Source organism: Gordonibacter massiliensis (ex Traore et al. 2017), assembly GCF_019731765.1.
GTDB lineage: Bacteria > Actinomycetota > Coriobacteriia > Coriobacteriales > Eggerthellaceae > Gordonibacter > Gordonibacter massiliensis.
The window spans coordinates 99361-112746 of the sequence record NZ_JAASIO010000011.1 but is presented as its reverse complement, the minus strand read 5'-3'; the positions used below and the strand labels follow the sequence as shown (position 1 = coordinate 112746).

Here is a 13386-nt window from a genome sequence, read left to right as displayed (position 1 = left end):
GCGATCCGCAGGTTCTCGCCGCGCGCTCGCGTTACGCCAGCTCGTCCTCGCTGAACGCGTCGCGGCCCAGACGGAAATCCCGGCCCTCGCGCCGCCACGCGCGGTACTCCGCCGTGGCGGTGAACAGCACGTCGGACGACGAGTTCAGTGCCGTCTCGCACGAGTCCTGCACCACGCCGATGATGAAGCCGATGGCCACCACCTGCATGGCCACGTCGTTGCCGATGCCGAACAGCGAGCACGCCAGCGGTATGAGCAGAAGCGACCCGCCGGCCACGCCCGAGGCGCCGCAGGCGGACGCGGCGGCCAGCGCGCTCAGCACCACCGCGGTGACCGGGTCCACCGACACGCCCAGCGTGTGGGCGGCCGCCATGGCCATGACGGTGATGGTGACGGCCGCGCCCGCCATGTTGATGGTGGCGCCCAGCGGAATGGACACCGAGTAGTTGTCCTTGTCCAGGCCGAGCTTGCGGCAAAGCTCCATGTTCACGGGGATGTTCGCCGCCGAGCTGCGCGTGAAGAACGCCGTGATGCCGCTGTCCTTCAGGCAGCGCAGCACGAGCGGGTAGGGGTTCTTGCGCACGTTGGCGAACACGATGAGCGGGTTCGTGACGAACGCGATGAACAGCATGCAGCCCACGAGCACGAGGATGAGCCGGCCGTACTCGGCGAAGATGTCGAGCCCGTTCTCGGACACGGTGGTGTACACGAGGCCCAGCACGCCGAACGGCGCGAGCGCGATGACCCAGCGCACCACGGTCGACACGGCGTCCGACACGCTGGTGAACACGTCCTTCACCGTGCCGCTCGCCGCACGCAGGGCGATGCCCAGCACGACGGCCCACACGAGTATGCCCAGGTAGTTCGCATTCGCCAGCGCGTCGACCGGGTTCGCCACCATGTTCATGACCAGCGTGCCCAGCACCTCGCCGATGCCCGAGGGAGAGCTCTGCTCGGCCGCCGGCGCCGCGAGCGTCAGCTCGGTGGGGAACAGGTAGCTGGCCGCCACGGCCACGAGCGCGGCCACGAACGTGCTCACCACGTACAGCACCACGACGGTCTTCATGGATCCGGCGGCCTTCGCGTTCGCGAGCGCGCTGACAACGAGGAAGAACACCAAGACGGGCGCCACGGCCTTCAACGCCGACACGAACAGCGTGCCCAAAAGCCCCACCACTTCCATGCCGGGCAGGGCGATGCCCAGCACCGCGCCCACGACGAGGCCCGCCACGATGCGCTTGATAAGGCTGACGTCGTTGTACGCGCGCGCAATCCTCTTGAGGTTCACATTCGCTCCTTGGTCTGGTTCCGTCCGGTTCGGGCGCCTATGATAGCAGAGCTTTCGGTCTCGGCCGAAAGCCGTCAACTTCTGCTATCATGTTCGCTGCGCGAAATCGGCGCACGGCGTGCGGGCGTGGCGGAATTGGCAGACGCGCCAGATTTAGGTTCTGGTACCCACAAGGTGTGAAGGTTCAAGTCCTTTCGCCCGCACCAGCAAAAATCGTGATATTAGAAGTTTCTAATATCTTTAATCAGGCATAATAAACAAAAGTTCTGTACTCAATAAGTCTTTGCAGCTTGATGAAGATGTCAGCAAGTTGTTCACCTGACCCTGATGGTATGATTTCTACCTGTATAGACAAGTGTAATGGTGCTGAAGTCGCTCTAGGCATTGCCTGCATATTTTGCGAAATTTTCGGGCAAAAATATATGTACGGGTGCAAATTGAAATAACCGGAAATACCATCAAGCTGGTGCAAAAACAAGACGCATAAGGGTGTGTTTACGTGCCAATTTGCGGAATAAGGAAATCTCTTTGGCATCAATTAACGGATTGCATGTTATAGATGCTCCCGCGAGGTGATGTTTGATTGGCCTGATGGAATAATGCAGCATCCTCACGTTGCTGTCGGGAGGAAAAATGGCATACAAATATGAAAATATCAACCTGATTGATGATCGCCTCGTAGAAAGCTCCTACTATTTCAATAGCTCAAAAGACGTCGATTATTTCATATATTTTTCAAAAAGCGGCATCTACCCTTTTGTGAAATTTGAAGAAGAAATCAGCGAAATCAATGACTATTGCTATTTTGTACAAAACGATCTCCATGAAAGAGTGCTTTCTATTAAGGATGGCAAGGTTGATCGTTTTTCTGTACTGTCCGACGAGGGGCGCTTGGCAAGTATTGAGAAAGACTGCTCAGATTTTGAATTTTATATCGGAGAAGCGGAGATCGAGCTAGGTTATATAAGTGATTTACTGACATGGAAAAATTTGGCAAATGATATCAGCAGATGCTCGATGTTGACTTTGTGGCTTGCATATCTTGAGTCTGCTTTGGACGAGATAGGGCACTGGTTTTGCGAGAGGAAGGAAATATCGTTCGGACGTAAGCCCCGGTCGATTACTGGCGTGGAGCACGCACTGCAAAAAATCGGTGCGTGCTGTCAGTGCGATATGCTCTCGATACTCTCCAAGGAACTTGCTTTCTATCATGAAATTCAGAAGATCAGAAACCAGTTTATGCATCATGAGTGGGAGCAGGTGTCTGATCGCTCTGAGCGCTTTGAACTGAATCGAGTTATCGATCTGGTCTCTACAGTAATTGCCTGCGTAGAGCACGAAGCCCTTTGTGCCAGCATTATTTCCTTATAATTATAAAATAGGGACAATGCCTAGAGGCATCGCGACTCGCTATACCTCGTTGTAGTAAATTTGAACCATGCTTACCTGTTTAGAAGCTTCACTGCTTATCGACTGCCACGTTTCTGCTGATAAATGTTCTGTTTTCAAAAAAAGTTCTGTATCAACGCCCGCACCATCTTCCATGTCTTGCATCGTCGGAGGTTTTTGAGCCGATGTGAAGGCGATAAATTATCCGGTCTTCCTCATCTAGTTCCCGTTTCGCATTCTGCTCGCCAGACGCGCGAACGTGTCTTCGGAGGACACCCTGTAAACGCCTTCCTTCTTTTCCGACCAGTATTGGCCCCACCAGATTTTCGTACGGAGTGCGTTCTTGTCATCATTCCAAGATTCGATCTGCTCTAAAACCGTTTGGGCAGACCCTTTCCCCCAAACGTCCTTGACGAAGACGTCCCAGACGAAGTCGGGTTTCACGGGGTGTTCGCCATTGAACCTCTTGGTGCCATCGTGTTTTCCGTCGACGCCGCCGATGCAAACGCTGCAGCCATTCTCAACAACCGCGTCTCTCAAGTTCCGGTATTTATCGGCCATACCGTATACGTTGTCCCGGCTCCAGCCAAGAGAAGTCTTGCAGTCGACGAATCCGAGCACCGTTACGTTGTCGTGCTCGATTTCGATGACGGCGATATCGGGTCTGCAGGATATGCTTCCTATCCGCACCGACACATCAATCAAGAGGTAAATCGAGCTCGAGTCGAACGCCTTTTTCAGGTAAACGGCAAACAAATCTTCAAGATATGCGGATAGAACCGGCCCTTTTCCGCGATAAACCCCTGGTGATATCTCTCCTACGTGTTGTCTTTTTTCTTCATCGAAAGCGTCAAGAAACGATTGCAGCCCTGCATAGTTGGGAACTGCGAAAGCGGTTTGCCTTTCTGCGGCCCCTGTGTCTTGCTGTTTCGCGTATGGTTCGCTTCGCTCGGTGGGGTCGTCAATGGCCATACTGTCCTCCTGCCATCCACTCCGCTTCGATTCGGAAGAGCGGGCGGGGCTCTCCAGATGCTTTCTGACGATTCGTGATACAGCAAGTGAAACGCATAACGAAGCAAGGTCCAGAGCCTTGCGATTCGACCGACGTTGCCAGAATCTCCGTGCCGTGCGCTGTGCAAAATGCGCTTCCTTGCCTGATTCTCGCCTTGCTCAAGGCGCATTGCGCTAAACTGGACGGCGAATCGGAGGGGGAGTTCGCATGCAGACAAGACCCGAAAAGCTTTCGAAAGAAGACCTGGAGCAGATAGCCGGCTTGGATTCGGCCAAGCTCGATATGCTGGCCGCCTGGGCGAACAAGAAGCTCACCTGCTCCCATTGCAAGCGCTGCACGCTGCGCTGCGAGGTGCTGAAGGAGCCCGCGCTCGACATGGGCCTCGTGGAGGAGGGCTACCGCGCCGTTGTCGCGTTGCCCTTCGGCGACCAGCCCGACGCGGTGCTGCGCGTCGTGCAGGAGCGCCCCGAGCTCTACCACGCGCTGCGCCGCTGCTGCTTCTGCGGGTATTGCACGGCCACCTGCCAGCACCACCTGCTGGCGCCCGAGCGCATGCGCGACTGGCGCGTGCTGTTCATGCGCGCCGGGCTCATGCCGCCGGACGACTCGAAGCTCGTGATGGTGGACAACGAGTGGAACATCTTCAGTGCCTACCGCGCCATCTACGGCGTCGGTTACCCGGAGTTCACCTCGCTCGCGCAGGCGGCCGAGCTGGGCCCCGACACGGTGGACACCCTGTTCTTTCCCGGCTGCTCGCTCGTGAGCTATGCGCCCGAGCTCACCCGCACGGTGGGAAGGTGGCTCACCGACGCCGGCATGGCCTGGGCGCTTTCCGACGACTGCTGCGGCAGCCCGCTCATGAGTGCGGGGCTGTTCGACCGTGCCGCGGCGCTGCGTCAGCGCATCCTCGACCAGATCCGCGCGGCGGGCATCACGCGCGTGGTGACGGTCTGCCCTGGTTGCGGCGAGGAGTTCGCGGAGCTCATGGGCGACGAGGTGGACATCGTGCCCCTGCCGGAGCTGCTGCTGAAGAAAAGCCGCGCGCTCGAGCGGGCCGGCAAGCCCGCGGGATTCTCGCCGCTTCCCGAGGCCCGCGTCACGTTCTTCGACTCGTGCCACGATCGGGCCGACGGCCGCCACGGCGCCGCCATACGCGCGCTCGTGGCGCGCAACCTGCCCGACGCCGAGCGCTTGGAGCTGGACCACCACCGCAAGGGCACGCTCTGCTGCGGCGCGGGCGGGGCCGTGGCGTCCTACGACGACGACGTCACGCAGCGGCGCGTGTGGCGCGTTATTGACGAGGCGCGCAAAACCGGCGCCGAGACGCTCGTGACCGCATGCCCCACCTGCACCTACACGGTCGCCCAGGCGTGTCTGGGCGCGCCGCCCGAGCGCGGCATCGGCAACCGCCATTACCTCGAGCTGCTGTTCGGCCAGACGATCGACTGGCCGCAGGTGTTCGCCCAGCTGGGCGGCATGTGGGAAGGCGAGTACGGCCCCTGGCTCACCCAGACGTTCTTCGCGTAGGGGAAAACGCGACGTGCGTCGGAATGCACGCACTCGGCATCCCGATGCGCGAAAATCACCGCTGTGAAGTCGCACGGGCGAAACAGGCGGAAGAAACGCCTGATGGCGCATTCGGGGGCCTTCCGAAAGAAGCGCGCACACCCTCGAAACGCACGAGGAACGCTTCACAGCAGTGATTTTCGCGCCTTCAAGGTCTCGTTTCCGCCGTCAAACCATCGTTGACGCGTCCTAGGGCGGGTGCCCGACGGCGGCTTGGCGCGTCGCAGGGGCAGAAGGACATGCGCGCTCAGGACGACGACGCGTCGGCTCGCGGGATGTCGATGGTGGTTTATCCGCGGAGGGGCCAAAAAATGGCAGAGATTTCGAGGTGTGTGATTTGCTTGCGCGCAGAAATCGGCTGCATGTGGATAGGCGGCTGCATTTGGCCTGATCGGGGAATTCCCTCGTGCTTTCCAAGCGAGTTTCCGCTCGAAAAAAAATCACATACCTCGAAATCTCTGCCATGTTGGGGGCGTTCCGCTGTCAAACCGCCATTGACGTGTAGCCGTAGTTCTTGCCGATGGCGTATCTGTTCCAACAGCTCATGAACGGCCTGGGCTTGAGATGCGTCGGCTCCCGCGTGCAGACGCAGGTGCCGGACGCCGCCGGCATCTACGCCAAGAACCTGCCCAGCAAGAACCCGACGGCCATGCAAAGCGCGGCGAAGAAGGCCGAAAGGCCGATGAGGCGCGCGTCGCGCTTCTCGCGGCGGGCGCGCTCGCGCTCGGCGCGGTTGCGCTCGAGGAAGAAGGAGTAGCCGTCCGACGTGATGACCACGATGGTGCCGCGCTTGCCCTCGGCCTTCGCGGCCAGCGCGCCGCAATCGATGAGCTCGGCCTGCAACTCGTCGTCGGGGCGGTAGGGGAAGGCGCAGCGGTACACGAGCTCGCCGTCCACGCTGCACGTCGCCCGCTCGTAGTCGATGAGCCGCGCCAGCTCGCGTTCCTGCGGTATGTTCAAAACGATGGACACGCGTCGCCTCTCGATCAATGATTCCTCTTGTAAGGTTCCATGATACTCGTTCGGGGAGGAGGCGCGGTATGGAGAATACCCGGAGATCAGTCAACGCTGCGTTACAGGGGCCCGCCTGCGGCTTGACTCGTCCGCGTGTTTCGTCGGTTCTTCGTGAACCTCCTTCCTCAACCGTTCCATATGTGCGATAATTCCGTTTCGGTGTGCTCAGAGCGCGAATCGGATTGCTTGCGAAACCGATGCGGATGAGCGCCGCAAGGGGCACCCGCCGGGCGCGCCGCACGCCGCCGCGAGGCGATTGACAGGAAATGATGGAGGATAGTTACGTGGAAACAAAAGTTGAGGCATTGCAGGATAACCGCGTCAAAGTGACCGTTACCGTCGATGCCAAGGATATCGACGCCCGCATCAAGAAGACCTACAAGGACTTCGCGCACAAGTACAACTTCCCCGGGTTCCGTGCCGGCAAGGCCCCGCGCCCGATCATCGACAACGCGCTGGGCGCCGCAGCGGTTCCCGCCACGGTGACGGACGATGTGGTGAACGAAACCTATCCCCTCGCCATCGACGGCAGCAACCTGTACCCCGTCTCGAAGCCGACGTTCGACGAGGACATGGGCCTCGTCGAGGCGGGCAAGCCCTTCGAGTACTCGCTCGAGGTCGAAGTGAAGCCCGAGCTCGAGCTTTCGAGCTACGATCCGGTCGAGATCGAGATGCCCGCCGAGGGCGTGAGCGACGCCGAGATCGACGATCAGATCGACCAGCTGCGCGAGCACTACTACGATTACGAGGACGCCGCGGCGGCCACGAAGGTCAAGGAGGACAGCTACCTCGACCTCGGCATGAAGGCCACCGACGACGCCGGAGCCGACATCGAGTCGCTGACCACGCCCACGCGCCTGTACGGCCTGGGCACGGGCCTGTTCCCGGCCGAGTTCGACGCCGAGCTCGTGGGCATGAAGAAGGGCCAGAAGAAGGAGTTCTCCATCGACGTGCCGGCCGAGCCGACCGTCATGACGCAGCCCCTCATGGGCAAAACGACCAAGATCAACTTCGAGGTCGAGGTCATCTCCGTCAAGAACAAGGTGCTGCCCGAGGTCACCGACGAGTGGGCCAAGGACACGCTCGGCTTCGAGAACGTGGCCGACCTGCGCAGCCGCGTGGCCGAGTCCATCGAGGAGCAGAAGGCCGACGTGCTGCCCCGCATCAAGGAGAACCAGTGCCTATCCAAGCTGGCCGACCGCCTGCAGGGCGAGGCGCCCGAGGCCATGTGCGAAGAGGCCGAGACCAGCCTCCTGCAGGACTTCTTCCAGCAGCTGCAGCGCCAGGGCATGAGCTTCGACGCCTACCTCGCGCAGCAGGGCATCAAGCCCGACCAGTTCAAGGAGGACGTGAAGGCCCAGGCGGCCGACATGACGAAGCAGGACCTCGCGCTCGACGCGTGGGCCCGCCACTTCGGCATGGAGGTCACCGACGAGGACGTGGCCGAGGAGTTCGTGAAGAGCGGCGTGGAGGATCCGAAGAAGCTCCAGGAGGAGTGGCGCAAGAACGGCCAGCTCCACATGGTGAAGAACGGCATCGCCCGCACGAGGGCCGCGCAAGACGTCATGGAGAAGGCCGTCGTGACCGAGATCGAGCCGGGCAAGCCCGCCGACGAGAAGAAGAAGCCCGCCAAGAAGGCCGCGGCCAAGAAGACCGCCAAGAAGGACGAGGCCAAGGCCGATGCCGCGGCCGAGCCCGAGGCAACCGAGAAGAAGCCGGCCAAGAAGGCCGCCCCGAAGAAGGCCAAGAAGGACGAGGCCGCCGAAGCCGACAAGGCCGCGGACGCCGAATAGCGCCGCGAGCGGCAAGCGGGACGCGCCCCTCGGGGCGCGTCCGTTCGTCTCGCCGTGGGTAACGAAACGGTAGCCTGGCCTTGCGTGGCGGCGAAGCGTACATCACTATGGCATAAGACGATTCTGTGCGGCCCCCGCAGGGGTCGCGAGCGAAAGCGAGGCAACAAGCTATGAGTTACGATACCAAAGCAGCATTGATCCCCTACGTCATCGAGCAGTCCCCCCGCGGCGAGCGCAGCTACGACATCTACTCCCGCCTGTTGAACGACCGCGTGATCTTCCTGGGCGAGCAGATCGACGACAACGTGGCGAACTCCGTGGTGGCGCAGCTGCTGCACCTGGAGAGCGCCGACCCCGAGAAGGACATCTCCCTCTACATCAACTCGCCGGGCGGCTCCGTCACGGCGGGCCTGGCCATCCTCGACACGATGGACTTCATCAAGTGCGACGTGTCCACCATCTGCCTGGGCGAGTGCGCCTCCATGGCGGCCGTGCTGCTGTCCAACGGCGCCAAGGGCAAGCGCATGTGCCTGCCGAACTCCATGGTGCTCATCCACCAGCCGTCCGGCGGCGCGCAGGGCCAGCAGACCGAGATCGCCATCGTGGCCGACTTCATGCTGAAGACCCGCAACCGCCTGAACAAGATCCTGGCGGACAACACGGGCCAGACGCTCGAGACCATCCAGGCCGACACCGAGCGCGACAACTACATGACCGCCGAGGAGGCGCTGGCGTACGGTCTGGTCGACCGCATCACCACGTCGCGCGCGACCGCTGCGGGCACCGAAGAGAAGAAGAGCGAATAACCCGCTATGACGAACGACATTCACGAGGAATTCTCGGGCCGGGACGACATCGCGTGCGCCTTCTGCGGCAAGCACCCGCATGAAGTTGCCGCGATGATCTCGGGTCCCAACGGCATCTACATCTGCGACGAGTGCATCTCCGTGTGCGCCGACGCCATGATGCGCGACCTGGGGCTCTCCGTTCCGCCCGAGGCGACGGCCCCGATGGAGCCCGAGCCGCAGGGCCGCCACGCCAAGCGCGCGGGCGAGCCCTACGTCGCGGACGCCGAACCCGCACCCGAAGACGTGCTGGCCGACCTGCCCACGCCCCACGAGCTCTACGGCGAGCTGTCCGAGCACGTGGTGGGCCAGGAGGCGGCCAAGCGGGCGCTGTCCGTGGCCGTGTACAACCACTACAAGCGCATCAGCTTGGGGGCCGACGCCGCCGAGGGCGACGTGGAGCTGGCCAAGAGCAACATCATGCTCTTGGGTCCCACGGGCTCCGGCAAGACGCTGCTGGCGCAGACGCTCGCGCGCACGCTGAAGGTGCCCTTCGCCATCGCCGACGCCACCACCCTCACCGAGGCGGGCTACGTGGGCGAGGACGTGGAGAACATCCTGCTCAAGCTCATGACGGCCGCCGACTTCGACATCCCGCGCGCCGAGATCGGCATCATCTACATCGACGAGATCGACAAGGTGGCCCGCAAGGCCGAGAACCTGTCCATCACGCGCGACGTGTCGGGCGAGGGCGTGCAGCAGGCGTTGCTGAAGATCGTCGAGGGCACGGAGGCGAGCGTTCCGCCGCAGGGCGGCCGCAAGCACCCGCAGCAGGAGCTTCTGCATATCGACACCACGAACATCCTGTTCATCCTGGGCGGGGCGTTCGTCGGGCTCGCCGACATCATCGCCGAGCGCGTGGGCAAGAGCGGCCTGGGCTTCAACGCCGAGATGCCCGAGTCCAAGAAGCACGCCGAAGCCGAGCTTTTGGCGCAAGTGCTGCCGGAGGACTTGAACAAGTACGGCATGATTCCCGAGTTCGTGGGCCGCATCCCCGTGGTCACGTCGCTCAACGAGCTGTCGGAGGAAGACCTCGTGCGCATCCTCACCGAGCCCAAGAACGCGCTGGTGAAGCAGTACACGAAGATGTTCGACTTCGAGGACTCCGTGCTCGTGTTCGAGCCGGAGGCGCTCACGGCCATCGCCCACGAGGCCGTGGAACACGGCACGGGCGCCCGCGGCTTGCGCTCCATCTGCGAGCGCGTGCTCATGGACGTGATGTACGACCTGCCCGAGCACGAGGGGGCCACGTCCGTCACGGTGCGCGCAAGCGACATCACGGGCGAGACGAAGCCGGCCATCGAGCCGGTGGCCGAGGCAGTGGAGAAGAGCGCGTAGGATAGGCCGTCGCCTCAAGCGAGCGGATGGGTTGCCGCTTGAGGCGAAGGATTAGGTTGTCATCCTGAGCGCAGGCGCGAAGCGCCGGAGTCGAAGGATCCCGTGCGGCGGCAGCTGGGAACGTCGCCGCTGGCGCCGCACGGGATCCTCCGTCCCCGCTTCGCGGGGCCTCCCTGCGCCCGCTCCGCGTGCTCGGGAGTTCGACAGTCCGCCGGACTGTCGAATGCTCCGCTCGCTCAGGATGACAGAGGGGCACTGCGCCTCGCTCAGGATGACGAGTGGGCGCGCTGCACGCTGCTGCGCTCAGGATGACGGGCGAGCGGCGTTTCCCCGCCACGCGGGGCAAAGTAGGAGAGGGAGCGGGCAGGTGCGAGAGGCGCCGCGCCCGCTTTTCGGTTCGACACGAAAGAGCAGACCATGGCCGAGAACACGAACGAGAGCACCGGGGCGAAGAAGATCGACTACGACTTCGCGGCGCACGAGCGCCCGCTCTTCCAGGCATGGAAAGACGCCGGCTACTTCCAGCGCGGCGAGGGTTTCGGCGCCAAGAAGGGCGAGCCCTACACCATCGTCATACCGCCGCCGAACATCACGGGCGTGCTGCACATGGGCCACGCCCTCAACGACACCATCCAGGACACGTGCATCCGCCGCGCGCGCATGCAGGGGCGCCCCACGCGCTGGATCCTGGGCACCGACCACGCCGGCATCTCCACGCAGACCAAGGTGGACAAGAAGTTGGCCGACCAGGGCATCAGCCGCTTGGAGATCGGCCGCGAGGCGTTCATCGAGGCGTGCTACGACTGGTACAAGGAGTACGGCACCACCATCGTGAACCAGATCAAGGGCATGGGCTGCTCGTGCGACTACGACGACGAGCACTTCACGCTGGAGCCGGCCTACGTGAAGGCCGTGCGGAAGCTGTTCGTGGACTGGTACCACGACGACCTCATCTACAAAGGCAAGCGCATCGTGAACTGGTGCCCGCACTGCACCACGTCCATCTCCGACGACGAGGCCGAGTACGTGGACGAGACGGGGCACCTGTGGTACCTGCGCTACCCGCTCACCGAGCCGGAGGACGGCCTGGAGTACCTCGTGGTGGCCACGACGCGCCCCGAGACGATGCTCGGCGATACGGGCGTGGCGGTGAACCCGAAGGACGAGCGCTTCAAGCGCCTCGTGGGCAAGACGGTGAAGCTGCCGCTCGTGGACCGCGAGATCCCCATCTTCGCCGACTGGCATGTGGACAGGGAGTTCGGCACCGGCTGCGTGAAGGTGACGCCCTCGCACGACCCGAACGACTGGGCCATGGGCGAGCGCAACGGCCTCGAACGCATCAACATCTTCGACGAGACGGCGCACGTGGTGGACGGCTACGGGAAGTTCAGCGGCATGGACCGCGACGAGGCCCGCGAGGCCGTGGTGGCCGCGTTCGACGAGCTGGGGCTGTTGGACAAGGTGGAGGACCACGACCACTCGGTCATGACGTGCTACCGCTGCCACACGAAGCTGGAGCCCTGGGAATCCGAGCAGTGGTTCGTGGCCGTGGACGGCCTCAAAGAGGACGCAGCACGCGTGGTGGAGGACGGCTCCATCCAGTTCCATCCCGAGCGCTGGCGCCAGGTCTACCTCGACTGGCTGGCCAACCTCAAGGACTGGTGCATCTCGCGCCAGCTGTGGTGGGGGCATCGCATCCCCATGTTCTACTGCGACGAGTGCGGCTGGGAAGACGCCAGCGTGGAGGACATCGACGTGTGCCCCGTGTGCGGCAAGCCCGTGCGCCAAGACGAGGACGTGCTGGATACGTGGTTCTCGTCGCAGCTGTGGCCGTTTGCCACGATGGGCTGGACGGAGGAGGGGGTCGACGCGCCCGAGATGCGCGCCGCGTACCCCACGCAGGTGCTCTCCACCGCCCGCGACATCATGGGCCTGTGGGTGGCGCGCATGGTGATGGCGTCGATGTACTGCACCGACCAGATCCCCTTCGAGCACGTCATCATCCACCCCACGGTGATGGCCGCCGACGGCAAGCCCATGTCCAAGAGCCGCGGCAACGGCGTTGACCCGCTGCGCCTCATGGAGGACTACGGCGCCGACGGCATGCGCTTCGGCCTGCTCATGCAGGTGACGGGCGCCCAGGACCTCAAGTTCAACGAGGCGAAGCTGGAAAGCTCGCGCAACTTCGCGAACAAGATCCGCAACGCCGCCCGCTTCGTCATGATGAACCTCGACGGCTTCGAGCCCGGCGACCCCGAGCCCACGACGCCCGCGGACCGCTGGATATTCTCGCGGCTGGCCGGCCTGGTGGCGCGCCTCGACGCGGCGTTCGACTCCTTCGAGTTCGGCGAGGCGACGCGCGAGCTGTACTCGTTCTTCTGGAACGAGTTCTGCGACTGGTACATCGAGTTCTCGAAGGCGCGCCTCGCCGGTTCGCCGGAGGATCGCGCGGCGTGCCAGCGCAACCTCGTGTTCGTGCTCGACCAGGCGCTGCGCCTGCTGCACCCCATCATGCCGTTCGTGACCGAGGAGATCTACCAGGAGCTGCCCTTGGACCGTGCGGGCGCTCCGTACCTCATCGGGGCGGCGTGGCCGGACGCCGCGGCGCTCGCGGCCTACGTGGACGAAGAGGCCGAGCGCGCCATCGAGATGGTGTGCGAGTGCGTGTCGGCTATCCGCAGCACGCGCGCCCGCTACGGCATCTCGCCGAAGACGCCGCTCGCGGTGACGGTGAAGGCGGGGGAGGCCGACGTCGCGCTGCTCGAGGCGCAGCGCGGGCTCATCGAGGGCATGGGCAACACGTCCTCGCTCGCGATGGCCGTCGACGCCGAGAAGCCGGCCGAGTCCAGCGTCACGCTGGGCGCGGGGCTCGAGGTGTACATCGCGCTGTCGGGCTTGGTGGACTTCGCCGCCGAGCGCGCCCGCTTGGAGAAGGAGCGCGCGAAGCTGGCCGCCGACGCGGGCAAGCTCGAGAAGAAGCTGTCCAACCCGGGCTTTTTGGCGAAGGCCGCGCCCGAGATCGTGGAGAAGGACCGCGCCAAGCACGCCGAGCTCGCCGACAAGCTGGCCCGCGTGGAGGCCCAGCTTGCGGAAATTGCCTGAACAGGCGTGCGCCTTCCGGCATCTTTGCTATAATGACTT

The 13386-nt window shown here is 63.0% G+C and carries 9 protein-coding genes and 1 tRNA gene; 7 read left to right on the top strand and 3 right to left on the bottom strand.

The window, feature by feature from the left end; translation table 11 throughout:
- Window positions 1-31 precede the first annotated feature (31 nt).
- A complete protein-coding gene (sstT, locus tag HCH03_RS12200; protein ID WP_221689726.1) occupies window positions 32-1288 on the bottom strand; it encodes a serine/threonine transporter SstT in 1257 nt (418 codons plus the stop codon).
- A gap of 120 nt (window positions 1289-1408) precedes the next feature.
- On the opposite strand from sstT, the gene HCH03_RS12195 reads away from it, so the two are divergent.
- Window positions 1409-1494, top strand: a tRNA-Leu gene (locus HCH03_RS12195).
- A 427-nt stretch (window positions 1495-1921) separates the two neighbouring features.
- Window positions 1922-2659 carry a hypothetical protein gene (locus HCH03_RS12190; RefSeq protein ID WP_221689725.1) on the top strand — a complete coding sequence of 246 codons (738 nt, stop codon included), beginning with the start codon at window positions 1922-1924 and terminating at the stop codon, window positions 2657-2659.
- 237 nt (window positions 2660-2896) lie between these two features.
- Here the strand turns inward: HCH03_RS12190 and HCH03_RS12185 are convergent, their stop codons facing one another.
- Window positions 2897-3649 carry a hypothetical protein gene (locus HCH03_RS12185; RefSeq protein WP_221689724.1) on the bottom strand — a complete coding sequence of 251 codons (753 nt, stop codon included), beginning with the start codon at window positions 3647-3649 and terminating at the stop codon, window positions 2897-2899.
- Window positions 3650-3896: 247 nt separating this feature from the next.
- Here HCH03_RS12185 and HCH03_RS12180 point away from each other — a divergent pair, with 247 nt between their 5' ends.
- Entirely contained in the window at window positions 3897-5216 is a 1320-nt protein-coding gene (locus HCH03_RS12180) for a (Fe-S)-binding protein (protein WP_221689723.1), read from the top strand.
- Between the two features lie 651 nt (window positions 5217-5867).
- Here the strand turns inward: HCH03_RS12180 and HCH03_RS12175 are convergent.
- The gene (locus HCH03_RS12175) at window positions 5868-6227 is read right to left on the bottom strand and encodes a hypothetical protein (RefSeq protein WP_080145185.1); all 360 of its coding nucleotides are present in this window, start codon (window positions 6225-6227) and stop codon (window positions 5868-5870) included.
- A 326-nt stretch (window positions 6228-6553) separates the two neighbouring features.
- Here HCH03_RS12175 and tig point away from each other — a divergent pair, with 326 nt between their 5' ends.
- From tig to HCH03_RS12155, 4 genes are all read left to right on the top strand, one after another.
- Entirely contained in the window at window positions 6554-8062 is a 1509-nt protein-coding gene (gene tig / locus HCH03_RS12170) for a trigger factor (RefSeq protein WP_368041279.1), read from the top strand.
- 170 nt (window positions 8063-8232) lie between these two features.
- Entirely contained in the window at window positions 8233-8868 is a 636-nt protein-coding gene (locus HCH03_RS12165; RefSeq protein WP_080143346.1) for an ATP-dependent Clp protease proteolytic subunit, read from the top strand.
- 6 nt (window positions 8869-8874) lie between these two features.
- Window positions 8875-10245, top strand: coding sequence for an ATP-dependent Clp protease ATP-binding subunit ClpX (clpX, locus tag HCH03_RS12160; RefSeq protein ID WP_185905014.1), 1371 nt, complete (start codon window positions 8875-8877; stop codon window positions 10243-10245).
- A gap of 417 nt (window positions 10246-10662) precedes the next feature.
- A complete protein-coding gene (locus HCH03_RS12155; protein WP_221689722.1) occupies window positions 10663-13347 on the top strand; it encodes a valine--tRNA ligase in 2685 nt (894 codons plus the stop codon).
- Window positions 13348-13386 lie beyond the last annotated feature (39 nt).